Source organism: Rhodococcus sp. NPDC079359, from assembly GCF_040702585.1.
Taxonomy (GTDB): domain Bacteria; phylum Actinomycetota; class Actinomycetes; order Mycobacteriales; family Mycobacteriaceae; genus Rhodococcoides.
On sequence record NZ_JBFBLH010000005.1, the window covers coordinates 388,789 to 404,447 of the forward strand.

A 15,659-nucleotide genomic window follows, 5' to 3' on the forward strand; every position below is an offset into this window, starting at 1 on the left:
GTTCTCGGAGCGAATTCACTCCTCCAGAATCGCCACCGCGGCGGCGATGTCGCCGTCATGTGTCAGCGACAGATGAATCTTCACCGTCGGCAGGAACTCCTGTGCCATCCCGTGCAACTTGATGGACGGCCGACCCCACGCATCGTTGACGACCTCGATCAACGGATACGGGTTGTCGCCGATCTGCGGCGGGCGCGCGAATCGCGATGTCGCCCAGGCCTTCAGCACCGCTTCCTTGGCGGCCCACCGAGCCGCGTAGTGGCGGGTCGGGTCGGAACTCTTCGTTGCGGCATGACGCCGCTCGCCCGCGGTGAAGCTGTCGCGGATCATCGTCGTGCCGACCTTCTCCATCTGCTCGGCGAAGTCGGACACCGTCACCAGGTCGAAACCCACTCCCAGGATCGCCATCAGATGGCACCCGGCAGACCGGAGGAGTAGACATCGTTCGCGCCGAGGCGAGCGGACTCGTTGAGCAACACGTTTGCCTCCAGTTCGCGTGACGCCTTGGCCGGCGTCCCGTCATGTCCGAGCCGTCGATCGTCGGGCCGCTCGTAGAGGGAGTCTCCTCCCACCATCGCGGAGATCAGCCTGCGCTGACCGGCGATGCGACGCTCGTTCGCCTTCGCGATGTACTGCGCACGTCGGTCCGCCGGAACGGCCTCGAGGAACGCCTGCGGGTGGACCAGAGCGATGAGTCCGGACACGTGGCCGAATCCGAGCGAGGTGAGCAGACCTGCCTTGAGCGGTACCGAGTCACCGAAGCGCAGCGGCTCCCGTGCCCACACCAGATGCTCGAAGCCGGTCATCTTGTCGTCGACGCAGTCGAGGCTGCGGTTCGGCGGGATGACGCCGTTGGCCAGCACCTGGCACAGGCCGATCAGCTGCCAGGCAGCCGCTCCACCCTTCGAGTGTCCGGTGAGGCTCTTCTGCGAGACGACGAACAGCGGAGCGCCGTCCGAACGGCCGATGGCCTTGGCGAGGCGGGTGTGCAGTTCCGCCTCGTTCGGGTCGTTCGCTGCGGTGGAGGTGTCGTGCTTGGAGATCACGGCCACGTCGTCTGCACTGACGCCCAGGGCGTTCAGCGAGAGCGCGAGCGCCGAATCCTTGCCTCCGCGACCGGCACTGAGCGCGCCGAGTCCCGGAGCCGGGATGGACGTGTGCACTCCGTCGCCGTACGACTGTGCGTAGGCCACCACTCCGAGGACCGGCAGGCCCATCTCGAGTGCCAGGTCTCCGCGAGCGAGCAGAATCGTTCCGCCGCCGTGGGATTCGACGAATCCACCGCGCCTGCGGTCGTTGGCCCGCGAGAACCGTCGATCGCTGATGCCCTTGGCGGTCATCGCTGCCGAGTCCGCGGTGGCCGACATGTCACCGAAGCCGATGATGCCCTCGGTGCTCAGGTCGTCGAAGCCGCCGGCGACCACGAGTTGCGCCTTGCCCAGCTTGATCTTGTCGACGCCTTCTTCGACGGAGACCGCCGCGGTGGCACAGGCGGCGACGGGGTGAACCATCGCGCCGTAGCTACCGATGTACGACTGAACCACGTGCGCAGCAACGACGTTCGGCAGAGCTTCCTGCAGGATGTCGTTCGCACGAGCGTCGCCGAGCAAGGTGTCGATGTACAGCGAGCGCATCGATTCCATGCCGCCCATGCCGGTGCCCTGCGTGTTGGCGACCAGCGTGGGGTGCACCCAGCGCATCAGTTCCGACGGGTTGAAGCCCGAGGAGATGAACGCGTCGACCGTGGTGACGATGTTCCACAGTGCCACTCGGTCGACCGAGCTGGCCATATCGGGCGAGATGCCCCACTTGGTGGGATCGAATCCGGTGGGAATCTGTCCACCCACGGTGCGGGTGAGCTTCATCTTGCGCGGAACGCGAATCTCGGTGCCCGCCTTGCGGGTGACCTGCCAGTCGCTCGAATCCGGAACCGGTGTGATCAGCGTGTGCTCGGGGTCCGCTGCTGCGAACGACCGGGCGTCGATCTCGGTTCCGACCACGAACGTGAGGTCGTTGTCGAGGAAGATCGAGGTCATCAGCGGGGCGGTGTTGCCGACCATCGCGCCGTCGTCGCCGTAGGTACGGATACCGCACTTCTCGACCACGATGTCGTGATACTTGTCGGCGATGTCCTCCTCCGGCACCAGGTCACCGGACTCGATGTCGTACCAACCCGGCTTGGGATCGTTCTCCCAGGCGATGAGGCCGGTGTTCCATGCGAGTTCGAGAACGCCTGCGGCAGAGAGCTGCTCGTCGACCTCCATCTCGAAGCGGGTACGCGCCGAACCGTACGGTCCGAGCTCGCCCGCGCCGACGATGACGACCAGGTCCTTCGGGTCGACGTCCAGTGTCGGCCAAGCCGGAGCCGTGGTCGACGTGGACAGCCGCGGCGGTGCGGGCAGCGCCGCGATGACCGAGTTGTCCACTGCCTCTTCGGTCTTCTCGGCAGCGGCCGCAGCCGCGTCCCGAGCGAGCTCGACGAGGTTGAGCTTGGTGTTGGCCAAGCCGCCCGTGAGATCGACGACGATCGGCTCCTGCGCAGCCTGACGGCGAGCGGTAGGCGTGCACAGTTCGAGCAGTTCGGTCGCCATCTCGTCGGTCGACCAGGTACGAACGCCTTCGGCCTCGACGGCCTCGACGATGGGATCGTTGCCACCCATCAAGCCGGTTCCGCGCACCCACCCGATGTGAGCGTGGGCGATGGACACCCGCTCGGCCCAGTTCTTCTCCGAGCCCCACTTGGCGACGACTGCGTCGAGTGCGGCCTTCGATTCGCCGTAGGCACCGTCGCCACCGAACATTCCGCGGTTCGGCGATCCCGGCAGCACCACGTGCAGGTGAGTGTCGATGTCGGTGTCGTAACCGACCTTCGACAGTCCGGTGATCAGACGCTCGACCGACCAGAGCAGCACGCGCATTTCCATCTCGGCGCGAGCTCCGGCGTCGGACATCTCGCCCATGACCCGCGGAGCCGCGAACGGGAACAGCATCGTCGGAGTCGTTGCGGCCTTGACGAGAGTCTTTGCGCCACCGGCAGTATCGATGTAGTCGCTGCCGATCCACTCGATGAGTGCATCGACGTCGGTGTACGACGCGATGTTGGCCGGAACCACCCAGAGCGACGCTCCGCTGCGTGCGCTGTCGCGGTAGAGGCTGCGGTAGAAGCCGAGTCGCTCGTCGTCGAGCCTGGAGGTGGTGACGAAGACCGTCGCTCCCCCGGCCAGCAGCTTGGCCGTCACCGCAGCTGCGATGGAGCCCTTGCTGCCGCCGGTGACCACTGCGACCTCGTCGGCCCATGGGCCCTTGTCCTCGGATGCGACCGCGATGTCCGCGATGCGTCCGAAGGTTTCGGCCAGCACTGCCTTGTTCTCGTAGTCGGCCTTGGCCTTCCACCACTGTGCTTGAGCTGCAACGGCATTGCCGGCACCGGCGAAGGACTCGACGGCGACGTCGCCTGCGGTACCGAGCCACAACCGGGCCAGGTCCTCACGGGCGGTGGCCCAGCGGTCGTCGATCAGGACGGCGCGCTTGGCGTCGAACGCCGGCGCGACGAGGCGAGGCCAGTCGGATCCCAACTCGGCCGAGACCAGCTCGACCAGAGCGGCGTCGGGATCCTCGGCCAGCAGTGCGTTGGGCGCATCGGCCAGTCCGAGCTGTTCGAGCACCAACCGGGCTGCGGAGGCGAGGACGCCGTCGCGGCCGGTGATGTGCTCGGTGAACTCACCGAGAGCAGCAGCGTCGACGGTTCCGCCGGCTCCGCCCCCTGCCTGCGGCATCGAGACTGCGACGCCGCGGCGTGCGGCCACCGCGGCCACGGCCGCGTCGATGACGTTGTCGACTGCGTTGCCGTCGGCGAGAGCGCCGTCGGCCAGGCCACCGAGTGCGCCACCACGAACCGAGGCACCGTCACGGGTACCGAGGGCGACCTCGGCGGTGACGTGGTGCGCCCAGCCATCGCCCAGTTCCCAGGTCTTCTTGACGCGATCGGCGATCGAGGCCGGGCGTCGACCCGAGGGGCCGAAGACCTTGCGGAGATGGTCGTTGATGGAGTCGCTGAGCACCGGACCGAACGGCTTGTACGTACGAGCCAGCTTGTTCACCGTGCCCGAGAGCGCACCCATGTCGGCATCGGCTGCACCGTCGATGGCACCGAGCGAGAGCTCGGAACCGAGGTCGACGAGCAGCTGATTACGACGCGAGGACACACCGTCGCACAGAGCCTCGATGGTGTCGGCAGGCCCGATCTGATCGAGCTGCAGCTTGGTCCACAGACCGATGAGGATCTTGGTCGCATCGGCGGCGACGAACGCGATGTCGTCCGGACGAGGTCCGCCGGACGGTGCTGATGCCGGCGCGGGAGCTGCGGCCGGAGCTGCAGCTGCCGCCGGAGCAGCGGCCTCCACGGGTGTCGACTCTTCCTCGTCGGCCGGAGCCGGGTCGGTGTCGGTGCCGTAGATGATCGCAGCCTCGCGCTCGAGGTTGAGTACCTCGACCGGGTGGCCGAAGCGGCCCGGGAGCTTGAGGGTCTGCGACGCAAGGTTCGCCACGGTCGGGGTTGCCCCCAGGCCGATCTCGACGAAACGCTCGACGCCCATGCCGCCGTCGGACTCGTCTGCGAACAACAGGTCCTGGGTCTCGATCCAGCGCACCGGGCTGGCGAACTGCCATGCCAGCAGCTCGGTCAGGATCACCCGGCACAGAGCACTCGGCCGTGCGGCCCACGAATCGAACTCTGCGAGAACGGTGTTCAGCGGCTCGGACGGAACCAGATCGGCGATCTCCTGAACGAACTCGCGATTCAGCGAGAACGGCTTGGGCACCAGGTTCGGGATGTAGCGCCCCACCAGGATCGCCGGATCGATCTGCTCGGGGAGCAGAGTCTCGAGGCGGTTGCGGAAGTCGTCGACTCCGCCGCGCAGCACCGTGGAGTGGAACGGCACGTCGATGCCGGGAACCATGATGTAGGCGGCCTTGCCACCGAACTCCGCTCGGCGGATCGCGATCTTCTTCTCCAGCTCGCCGAGGCCGGCAACCGTGCCTGCGATGGCGTACTGCGAACCGCGCAGGTTGAGGTTGACGATCTCGAGGAACTCACCGGATTCTTCTGCGACGCCGGCGACGAAGCCCTGCACGTCCTGATCGGCCAAGCCGATCTGCGACGGGCGGATAGCTGCCATGCGGTAGTCACTGCGGCCGCTGGCATCACGCGGAACCAGCGCGTGCATGGCCGAACCACGCTGGAAGACGACCTCGAGGACGGCTTCGAGCGGGAGCACACCGGCAACGGCTGCGAGTGCGTTGTACTCACCGACCGAGTGGCCCGCGAGAATCGAGTTCTCCACGAACGCACCGGATTCACGCAGTTCGGCAACCTGCGCGACGCCGAGAACGGCCATCGCAACCTGGGTGAACTGCGTCAGGTGCAGCACACCGTCGGGGTGCTTATGGGTGACGCCGCGCGCCTTGAGCGACGTCGGATTGTCGCGCACCACAGCGAGAATGGAGAAGCCCAGTGCGCTGCGGGTGTGCTTGTCGGCACGCTCCCACACCTCACGTGCGGCCTTCGAGCGAGACCGAGCGTCCAGGCCCATGCCCGCCCGCTGGATGCCCTGACCCGGGAACGCGTAGACGGTCTTCGGCGGTGCGGTGCGAGCGGTGGCGACCATGACCAGTTCGCCTGCGACACGGCAGGAGACCTCGATCAGTTCGGCACCCTGGTCGAATCCGGTGCGGTCGACACGAACATCGATCTCCGCTCCGGGTCGAACCATGCCGAGGAAGCGTGCGGTCCATGCGGTGAGGCGACGCGGCGGAGTCTTGGTGTCCGCGTGGTCGACTGCGGTCACCGTCTGCTGCGCGGCAGCAGAGAGCCACATGCCGTGCACGATCGGGCTGCCGAGGCCGGCGAGCAGCGCCGCGGCGTCCGAGGTGTGGATGGGGTTGTGATCGCCCGAGACCTGAGCGAACGCGGCCATGTTGCGCGGGGCGACGATGGTTGCCTGACGGCGACGACGACGCGGGGTGTCCTTGGCGTCGGCGCTCACCGAGCCGCCGGCGCGGGCCGGATCGGTCAGCTCACCCTTGCCGGTGCGTCCGCGAATCGCGAAGCGCTCCACCAGAGTTGCGACAGCGGGAGCGTCGAGCCCCTCGCCGAGCATGGCACCGATCTCGACGGTGACCTCGACGACGCGGCCGAGGTCGGTGTCGAGCACCTCTCCGGCCGCAGCCTTGACCACGAGAATCGAGGTGTCGGTGGGCAATTCGCCGACCAGGTTGACGCTGTGGTCGAGGTGCACCAGGTCGAGCATGCCTTCGATGACGTCGATGCCCTCGGCGTTGCGGGTGGCACCCAGGACGGCGAAGACGGCGGGCCAGCAGGCACCGACCAGAACGTCGGGAACGGCCTTGCCGCTGACGGTCAGCGAGTCCGGCAGTCCGGATCCGGTGACGCCTGCGTGATCGGCGATCAGATCGGGGATCCATGCGATGTTCAGCCGGGCGACGCCGCCCTTGACGGCCGGAAGGTCCTGGCCTGCAGCAACTCCGAGCAGAGCCGACATGGCCTGCTGTGCGTCCTGCGCGGTGACGACGGGAGCGCCGCCGTCGATCGTGGAGGCCGGAACCGTCAGGCGGATACGTACTTCCTTGCCCGGGGCGAGCGGAACCAGCAGCTCCACGTGCTCGGAATCGAGCACGGTCAGCGTCGAGCCGGTCTGCGGGTGCGCCGCGACCGTCTCGGACTCCACGGTCCAGTCGGCCGGATCACCCAGGCGTGCAACGGGGTTCTGCGTCATCCGCGAGGCCCAGGTGACGTCGGGAGCAGCCAGCACGATGCCGAGCAGTCCGGGTGCGATCTCGGCGTGGCGACGGCTCGCGATGGCCGTGGGCTCGACGCCCTCGGCGAGAAGCTGATCCGCGGTGGCCTTCTCGAAGCGATCGAGCAGCTCGCCCACGGGCTCGTCGACGCGAGTGATGCCCGCGACGGCGACGGTACCGGGGATGATGCAGACCTGATCGGCCGAGTAGCGAGCGTCGTGTGCCTGCCACAGCGAGTCACTGCGCCACCAGCGGCGCACGTCGCCGTCGACGACGGGGACGAAGTTGACCGGCTTGCCGGGCATGCGGCACAGCGAGGTGAAGAAGGTGATGTCGGCCGGGTGCAGAACCACGTCGGCGGCGTCCGGGAACTGTGCGAGCAGCGACTTCAGAGCTGCACGCGGGCGTTCGAGAACCTCGGCATCGGCGAACAAGGTGGGGATGGGTCCGCGATCGACGGGGTGCAGCCGAGCCTCGGCGCGCTGCAGCATCTCCAGGAAGCGGGTACGCCAGGTGACGTCGAGCCACACCGACTCGCGTGCCTCGGACACGGCATCGGTGAACTCGCCGCCACAATCGAAGTCGCTGCGCGAGTCCGTTCCGATGGCCAGATCGAGGTAGCGAACGAGCCACTGCTGGTACGTCATCTCGGCGACGTCACCGAAGAAGGGCTTGGCGGTGCCGTCGAGTGCGGCGATGATCTCGTCGCGACGCTCGGCCACGGCGTCGGCGTTGCCTGCGACCTCGTCGAGCAGTCGGCCGCACCGCGACGCCGCATTGTCGATCTCGTGGATGTCGGCACCGAGCTGGCTACGGCCCGAGGCCATTCCGCCGTTCGCGGTACCGGCACCGACCCAGTCGGGGGTTCCGGGTGTGTCGACCAGGAGCTGCTTGACCTCGGGAGCCGTCGTGGCCTCCAGGGTTGCCATCGCTGCAGTGCCGACGAGGATGCCGTCGAGCGGCATCTTCGGGTAGCCGTGCACAGCCGACCAGGTTCCGGTGAGGTACTCCGCTGCCCGCTCGGGTGTGCCGATGCCGCCGCCGACACAGACGACGAGGTTGGGCCGTGACCGCAGCTCCGCGTAGGTGGTCAGCAGCAGGTCGTCGAGGTCCTCCCACGAGTGGTGTCCGCCTGCGCGGCCACCCTCGATGTGGACGTTGACCTGGTACGAGGGAACCTCGTTGGCGATACGGATGACGGCGCGAATCTGCGCGACGGTGCCGGGCTTGAACGAGACGTAGCTGATGCCGGCCTCGGACAACTCTTCGATGAGGGCCACTGCCTCTTCGAGTTCCGGGATGCCTGCGGTGACGACGACGCCGTCGATGGCCGCACCCGCTGCGCGAGCGCGCTGCACGATGCGGCGTCCGCCGAGCTGCAGCTTCCACAGGTACGGATCGAGGAAGAGCGAGTTGAACTGGATTGCGCGGCCCGGCTCGAGAAGTGTGGAGAGCTCGGCGACACGATCGGTGAAGATGTCCTCGGTGACCTGGCCGCCACCGGCGAGCTCGGCCCAGTGGCCTGCATTGGCAGCTGCGGCAACGATTTTGGCGTCGACCGTCGTCGGCGTCATGCCGGCGAGCAGGATCGGCGAACGTCCGGTCATCTTGGTGAACGAGGTCTCGACGACGACGCGGCCGTCGGGCAACGTGACCGGAGTGGGAGCGTAGGCGGACCATGCGGGCTGGACCTCGGGAGCAGCTCCCGGAGTGAGCAGGTTGCGGTGGCCACCGCGCGAGGACGCGGCGATGATGCCAACGCCCTGTCCACGCAACGCCGGAGTGGTCATGCGGGTGAGCAGGTCGCCCGGACCGAGATCGAGAATCCAGTCGGCACCGGCGTCGACGACACCGTCGATGGCGTCGACCCAATCCACGGAGTCGACGAGGATCTTCTGTGCGAGCTCACGTGCGAGGTCGACGTCGAGCCCACAACGCTGCGCCCAGGCGCTGACGAGTTCGACGGCATCTGCCAGGGCGGGGTGATGGAAGCCGATCTCGACGGGAAGCTGCTCGAAGACCGGGGCGAACACGGCACCGCCACGCTTCTTGGCGTCGCGGTCACGCTCTTCCTCGGCAGCGATCTGCTCGCACTTCTCCTGCACGCGAGCCAGCTGGGCCGGCGGTCCCGAGAGTACGACGCGACGACGGCCGTTGCGGATGGCCAGAGCTGCGGATCGCTCCGGCGCTCCGTCGATCGCAAGTTCGGCGATGATCGCCTGCAGTCGTGCGGGTTCGACGTTGGCAACCGAGACCATCGGCGCGCGGTCTCCGGCACCGATGATGCCGCGGCGGCGGCCGACGAGACCTGCGGCAGCACCCACGAGCTGGGCGATAGCCAGGAAGTTCGCATCCTGTGCGCCGTCGGCTGCGACCGATTTGGCGGCGATGAGTCCCTGCGAGTGTCCGACGACCTTGACGGGCGGAGTCTGGGCCGGATCGAGCCCCTGCAACTTCAACGCACGCAGTGCTGCGACCTGGGTGAGAAACACTCCGGGAAGCGAGACGGCAGCGGAGGTCAGTGCCGCCTCGGACGGTCCGTACGAGCCGACGGTGTCGTCGTCGGCGAGGTCCTGTTCGAGCATCCAGCCGATCGGGTCGAAGCCGACCGAGCGCACGACCAGCAGCTCGTCTGCCACGGGCGCGAGAGTGACTGCTGCCTCGTTGACGAGATCGGTCAGTTCGGGTTCGAGCGCGGAGTCGCGAGCCAATTCCTCGAGGGAGCTGAGCCACGGTGCGCCCTGGCCGCCGAAGGCCAACGCGTACGGCTCGCCCGCGGCGAAACGATCTGCCAGAGTCCGAGAGCCGCCATTGCTTCTAGGGGATTTGTCTGCGTTGCCGGTGCTTCGCGAGCCTCGTCCGTGTGATGGTGTGCTCTCGTTGATCGTCAAGGCTGAAGATTCCTCTCGTGGACGCCTCGGGGGTCGGGGCGTTCGCTGTGATGACTGCCCCATGGCGTCGTGGGCTACAGGGTCGAAGCGGTGAGCCGGTCTTCGTCGACAGGTCTCCTCCGCGCTGCTCAAGGTTGACACAAAATCATGAGGAAATCCTCAGGTTTGCTCGGACGTCCGAGTGCTACCAGCGAGTACGTCACTCGAAGCGGCTTTACCTTTTGTTTACCCGACTCGTCGGTAACCCGTATCCACGCTGGCGAGAGCGTCGAGCGGAACACCAGAACATGAGGAAAGCCTCGCATTTTTCGTTATCTTTTCGTGATGTGATCTCGAGCACAGACGAGCAGCTCCCAACCTTGTCGGTGCGGTCCTCTACCTTGTGCGAACGAGCCGCTCGCCGGGAGAGCGGTCGACGAAATCCGGGGGGAATTCATGTATTCATCGGTAACGGATATCTGCACCGAGGACGAGCTCGACGCGATGCTTCTGCACATCGAATCGCATGCGCCGCAATCCCGTTCGCCACACTGGACACCGGGGTGGCGGGGCGAGAGCGAGGTGGCGTTGCTGGATGCGATCTTCTCGGCGCGCGCTCCCTACGGCGGCCCTTCGAGCGGGGTCCGTGCGGTGGTCCAGCGATGGCGATCGCATCGTGGCGATAACCGACTCGACGACTTGACAACCCTCGCCGAACTGACCACCAGTCCGGATCTACTCGTCGAGATTCTTTCCAACCGTCAACTGGTTCCGGGAAACAGTCGAACCAAGGGTGCTGCCGCTGCCGTGGCCGCTCGGACGTTGATCTCGGTGGGCCTGAGTCGTTCGAGCGACTTCGAGCAGCACACCGAGCACCAATTCGAGGCGTTCTGCGCAATTCCCGGGCTCGGCGAGACCACCTGGGAGTGCATGCTCATGCATCTGGGAGTGCGCACCGACAAGGCGACCGAACATCTGAACTCGTTCGTCGCCGACGCACTCGAACCGCTCCACCAGAACCTGTCCGTCGGCATTGCCGAGGATCGCGCGTCCGTGATCCTTGCAACGACCGCGGACGCACTGAGCACCGAACTCGCCTCACTCGAGCACGCAATCTGGCGATATCAACACAAGTTACGCAGGCCGAAGAAGCGTCACTCCGAGGCGGCACTTCGACCGACGGGCTGACTTCGCGAGATCATCGCCTCCACACCGTCGAGAATGCACTCCAACCCGAACCGGTAGGCGTGCACGGGGTCGCTGGCGGCGTCGTACGACGTCGCCGCGGCCGTCCCGACCCGAGACGACACCGGAAAGCGCTCGCGGTCCATCACCCGTTCGAGGATCGGCGCGGTAGCCGCCCACCACTGCGCGTCGGACATGCCCGACTGCTCCTTGACACGGGTCACGCCGGCCAGGGCTCGCGCGGTACCGGAGACGTGAGTGAGAACCAGCGTCAGAACGGAGTCGATCTCGACGTCGCCCAGGCCGATGCCCTCGAGAGGGCGCAACTCGGCCTCGTACTTGTCGTTGGTGTGCGGACCGAGCACGGGCCGTGCCCCCTCCGCCTCGAGAAGCCACGAATGTTGTTGATACAGAGACCAATTGCGCTCGGCAACGAAGCGCATCGCGGGACGCCATCCGCCGGCGACGGAGGCCGGCTCGTCGACGTGCGAGTAGAGACCTGCAAGCGCTCGATCGATCATCAGATCGGCCAGCTCTTCCCGGCCCGGCACATGTGTGTACAGCGACATCGCGCCGACACCGAGATGCTGTGCCACGTTCCGCATCGACACCGACTCCAGACCGGTCGCATCGGCCAGTTCGATGGCGGCATCGACGATCGCATCCACGCTCAGTCCGGTCCGACTCGGCTTGGCACCGACTCGCCACAGAAGCCCGAGTATCCGGGCCGGGTCGAAGGGGACGTCCTTTTTCGATGCCACTCGGCGAGTGTAGCGACACCGTACGGTGTACACCGCATGACGTGTGCCCACCGATTGTCCAGATGCCTACCTGTACAGGTGAGCATCCGAACAATTCGTGGGCACACAGTCGAGCAGACCGCGCCACTGACAACAACCATCCAGGTTGTAGACTTCACCGGCACGCGCGAGTGGCGGAATTGGCAGACGCGCTGGATTTAGGTTCCAGTGTCTCAGGACGTGGGGGTTCAAGTCCCCCCTCGCGCACCACGGTCGTTCGGCCCGGCTTTTCTCGAGACTTCTGCAGGTTCCGACGTGTGAAGGCGGTTCGAATGCCCGAGGAATCGAACGACACGATCTTCGCCGAGATCGCAGACGAGAGACGTTCTCTCGCAAGGACTCTCGAGACTCTCACCTCCGAACAATGGGACGCCCAATCGCTGTGCGAGGCCTGGACCGTCCGAGACGTCGCCGCCCATCTGGTGGTGCCACTGATCGTCCCGCTCTGGCAGTTCGGACTCGTCATGGTGCGCACCCGAGGCAACTTCGACCGAGCCAATCAACTGATGACCACGCGCGTTCGTCGCGAGCACGAAGACGAATTGCCCGCCTTGCTCACCGCCCACGCCGACAAGAAATTCACCCCGCCGGGCCACGGTCCGCTGGCCCCCTTGTCCGACGTCATCGTGCACGGATTGGACGTGTGCACGCCGCTGGGAATCGAACACCACGTCCCCGACCACCGCATGATCACGATGCTCGACTTCCTGGTGCCCGCGAGCGGTGCCGCACCGTTCAAAGGCCCCGAGCTTCGACTGCAGTGGCGCGCGACCGATCTCGACTGGAGCCGCGGCGAGGGCCCCATCATCGAAGGATCGGCCGGCACCCTGGCACTGGTTCTGACCGGACGCAGCAGCGCCCTGGCGGACGTGACCGGGCCCGGTGCCGAGCAACTCGCCCAGGCACGGGCCAACCGTCGTCGGGCGTGAGCCGAACTCGAACCGTCCATGGTGAGAATCACCACCGGGCCGCAGCACGCGACTACCTGCAGTAGTAGTACCTCCGGTACCGTCGAGGGGTGACTTCATCCCGCCCGAACCGTCGGCCAGCACTGATCGCGCTGGTCATCGTGTCCGCGGCGGTATGCCTGGGCCTCGGCTGGTGGCAGTGGGAGCGCTTCGAGGCAGTGGGCGGTAACGGCCAGAACCTCGGATATGCCTTTCAATGGCCTCTGTTCGCAGTGTTCGTGGTCTACGCCTACCGCAAGTTCGTCCGTCTCGAGGACGAGGACCCCGACGAGGCAGCCGCGGCTCGGCCCGACGGACCCACCGAGGTGCCCCTCGATCTGCTCCCCCAGCGCAGCGCGCCTGCGGCCGACGCCAGGGACCTCGACGATCCCGAGGCGCGGCAACTACTCGAATACAACAGCTACCTCGCGGAGCTGAACGAATCCCGCGGGACCGACAGGAGCACCACGTGAGTTCGGCACCGGAGAAGACGCAGGCGTCTGCGAACAAGACTCAGAAGATCGCGTCCGCGTTGCTGCGCTACCGCGTTCTGGCGTATGTCACCGGCATCTGGTTGTTGGTCCTCGTAGCCGAGATGGTCGCGAAATACATCCTGAAGATCGAGAACCTTCCGACATGGATTCCCGTCGTCCACGGTTGGGTCTACATCGTGTACCTCGTGCTGACCGTCGATCTGGCGATCAAGGTGCGGTGGCCTGCCTCCCGCACCATCGGCACGCTGCTAGCCGGAACCGTGCCGTTCCTGTCGTTCTACGTCGAGCACAAGCGCACCAAGCAGGTCAAAGCCGACTTCGGCGTCTGACATCAGCAGTTGATCGGCTGTGCGTGCTCCGGATCCAGTGCGTTCTGCACCAGCCGCTGAGCAAGCGGATCGTACGAGATTCCGGTGTGCTCGACGGCGTTGGCCGGGCACACGTCCTGTATCACCACATTGGTGTTTCCAGCCCCGGTGAGCAGCGACGCCGTATACGGAACGACGATCTGGTCGTAGCGGGTGGCGATAGTCGTGTACTCGATGCCCGAGACCGTGTCGCTGCCCTCGTTGAGTCGCTCGAGCACGTCGTCCTGCACGGTCGGCCCCGCCGTCGGGTAGTTCGGCGGGGACAACGCCACGATGCGCGCCACCGTTCGATCCCCACCGAGGAAACGCGCGTAGTAACGCGGCACCGTGCCACCCTTCGAGTGGCCGACGATCGACACCTTCTCCGCACCCGTTGCCTCGAGCACGGAATCGACGAACGTCGACAGTTCCGCGGCACTCTCCGGGATGGGCTCGAGCGCACCGAACGCCCGAACCGGCCCGGTGTTGCCGTAGTCGATCGCGAATACGCAGTATCCGGCCTCGGCCAGCTTCGGCGACAGCGATGCCCAGTTGCCGTACGAGTTCTCCAGGAAGCCGTGCACCAGCACCACCGGCTCCGGGTGTTGCGCGCTCGGAACACACGAGAAGTCGTTCGAGCCCGGAGGCGTCACGCCCGGGTGCGCGATCGAGTACGCGAACGCCTCGGCGAAGGATCCCGCCGCCGGCACCGCGGAGGCCGGGGCACCTGCCAGGCACAGCGCAGCGGCGGCGAACACAACCGACGTCCGAGTCAGAACGGTTCGCATCGCCACGAGCTACCGCCCCGTCAGTTCTTCGAGCGCCGGAACGAGCTTGCGCAGTGCATGACCGCGATGTGAGGCGGCGTCCTTCTCGTCCGGGCTCAGTTGTGCGGCACTGCGGCCGTCGCCCTCGGGCACGAAAATGGGGTCATAGCCGAAGCCGTTCTCCCCCAACGGCTCTCGGCCCACTACTCCGCGCCACTCGCCGCGGACCACCGTCTCGGTGCCGCCGGGAATCACCAGCGCACACGCCGAGACGAATGCGGCTCCGCGACGCTCGTCGGGGGTGTCGCTCAGCTGCGCCAGCACCAGTGCGGTGTTGGCCTCGTCCTGCCCGTGCGCACCGGACCAGCGAGCCGAGAGCACCCCTGGCATGGCGTTCAGGGCATCGATTTCGATTCCGGAATCGTCTGCCACACATGGCAATCCGGTGGCCGCCGCTCCGTCACGCGCCTTGGCGAGTGCATTCTCCTCGAAGGTCGCTCCGGTCTCGGGGGCCTCCGGGAACGGCGGGACCTCGTCGAGGCCGACCAGTTCGATTCCGGCCACTCCGGCGGCGTCGAGCACCCGCCGGAGTTCGCGCAACTTCTTCGCGTTTCGGCTCGCTACCAGCAGCTTGGTGTCAGCCACCGAACTTCTTCTTCGATTCCGCGGCCGCAGGCTCGGGCAGATCGCCCGGGTACGGCAACGCCAATGCTTCCTTCTGCACCTCGAACAACTTCTCGATGCCGACGAATGCGGAGTCGAGCAGCTTGTCGAGTGTAGTTCGGGGGAAGGTCGCACCCTCTCCGGTTCCCTGGATCTCCACCAGCGTGCCGGTGTCGGTAGCGACGACGTTCATGTCGACCTCGGCGCGCGAATCTTCCTCGTAGGGCAGATCGAGGCGCACTCGGCCGTCGACGACGCCGACACTGACTGCAGCGATCATGCACGAGATGGGCTGCGGATCGGCCAGTCGTCCCGCTGCTCGCAGGTAGGTGACGGCGTCGTTGAGAGCCACGAACGCTCCGGTGACAGCTGCAGTTCTGGTGCCGCCGTCGGCCTGCAGTACGTCGCAGTCGAGGGCGATGGTGTTCTCGCCGATGGCGGCCAAATCGATGCAGGCACGCAGTGAACGCCCGACCAAGCGGGAAATTTCCTGGGTACGCCCGCCGACCTTGCCCTTGACGGACTCACGGCCGTTGCGAGTGTGCGTCGCGGCCGGGAGCATCGCGTACTCGGCGGTGAGCCAACCGAGGCCGGATCCCTTCCGCCAGCGCGGCACGCCCTCCTCGACGCTGGCCGTGCACATCACCCTGGTGTTGCCGAACTCGACCAGCACCGACCCTGCCGGGTGGCTGGTGAAGCCGCGGGTGATCTTGATGTTGCGGAGCTCGTCGTCCGCCCTGCCGTCTTCTCGTCTGGACACGACTCGAAGC

General features: G+C 66.5%; 10 protein-coding genes and 1 tRNA gene. 5 read left to right on the top strand and 6 right to left on the bottom strand.

What is annotated here, in order from left to right; translation table 11 throughout:
* Positions 1-15: 15 nt before the first annotated feature.
* Complete coding sequence (locus AB0362_RS15335) at positions 16-408, bottom strand: holo-ACP synthase (protein WP_008715184.1); 393 nt, start codon at positions 406-408, stop codon at positions 16-18.
* Complete coding sequence (locus tag AB0362_RS15340) at positions 408-9,707, bottom strand: fatty acid synthase subunit beta domain-containing protein (RefSeq protein ID WP_366235807.1); 9,300 nt, start codon at positions 9,705-9,707, stop codon at positions 408-410. Before AB0362_RS15340 ends, AB0362_RS15335 begins: the two co-directional genes overlap by 1 nt.
* Before the next feature lie 435 nt (positions 9,708-10,142).
* Between AB0362_RS15340 and AB0362_RS15345 the strand changes: the two genes are divergently transcribed.
* The gene (locus tag AB0362_RS15345) at positions 10,143-10,874 is read left to right on the top strand and encodes a hypothetical protein (protein WP_366235808.1); all 732 of its coding nucleotides are present in this window, start codon (positions 10,143-10,145) and stop codon (positions 10,872-10,874) included.
* On the opposite strand, the gene AB0362_RS15350 is transcribed toward AB0362_RS15345, so the two are convergent.
* Positions 10,841-11,632 carry a TetR/AcrR family transcriptional regulator gene (locus AB0362_RS15350; RefSeq protein ID WP_094640443.1) on the bottom strand — a complete coding sequence of 264 codons (792 nt, stop codon included), beginning with the start codon at positions 11,630-11,632 and terminating at the stop codon, positions 10,841-10,843. The genes AB0362_RS15345 and AB0362_RS15350 overlap by 34 nt on opposite strands.
* A 164-nt stretch (positions 11,633-11,796) precedes the next feature.
* On the opposite strand from AB0362_RS15350, the gene AB0362_RS15355 reads away from it, so the two are divergent.
* The 4 genes from AB0362_RS15355 (at position 11,797) to AB0362_RS15370 (ending at position 13,441) form a co-directional block, all read left to right on the top strand.
* A tRNA-Leu gene (locus AB0362_RS15355) sits at positions 11,797-11,881 on the top strand.
* Positions 11,882-11,943: 62 nt separating this feature from the next.
* Positions 11,944-12,600: a maleylpyruvate isomerase family mycothiol-dependent enzyme gene (locus AB0362_RS15360; protein WP_366235809.1), complete on the top strand. Its 657-nt coding sequence runs from the start codon at positions 11,944-11,946 to the stop codon at positions 12,598-12,600.
* Between the two features lie 89 nt (positions 12,601-12,689).
* A complete protein-coding gene (locus AB0362_RS15365; protein WP_188078670.1) occupies positions 12,690-13,091 on the top strand; it encodes a transcriptional regulator in 402 nt (133 codons plus the stop codon).
* Positions 13,088-13,441, top strand: a complete 354-nt coding sequence (locus AB0362_RS15370) for a DUF3817 domain-containing protein (RefSeq protein WP_366235810.1) — start codon at positions 13,088-13,090, stop codon at positions 13,439-13,441. The genes AB0362_RS15365 and AB0362_RS15370 overlap by 4 nt, the downstream gene beginning before the upstream one ends.
* 2 nt (positions 13,442-13,443) lie before the next feature.
* Here AB0362_RS15370 and AB0362_RS15375 read toward each other — a convergent pair whose 3' ends face one another.
* From AB0362_RS15375 to rph, 3 genes are read right to left on the bottom strand one after another with little or no spacing between them, the layout of a single operon-like run.
* Complete coding sequence (locus AB0362_RS15375) at positions 13,444-14,247, bottom strand: alpha/beta fold hydrolase (protein WP_366235811.1); 804 nt, start codon at positions 14,245-14,247, stop codon at positions 13,444-13,446.
* 9 nt (positions 14,248-14,256) lie between these two features.
* Entirely contained in the window at positions 14,257-14,871 is a 615-nt protein-coding gene (gene rdgB / locus AB0362_RS15380) for an RdgB/HAM1 family non-canonical purine NTP pyrophosphatase (RefSeq protein ID WP_366235812.1), read from the bottom strand.
* Positions 14,864-15,649, bottom strand: a complete 786-nt coding sequence (gene rph, locus AB0362_RS15385) for a ribonuclease PH (protein WP_068050410.1) — start codon at positions 15,647-15,649, stop codon at positions 14,864-14,866. The genes rdgB and rph overlap by 8 nt, the downstream gene beginning before the upstream one ends.
* Between the last annotated feature and the right edge of the window lie 10 nt (positions 15,650-15,659).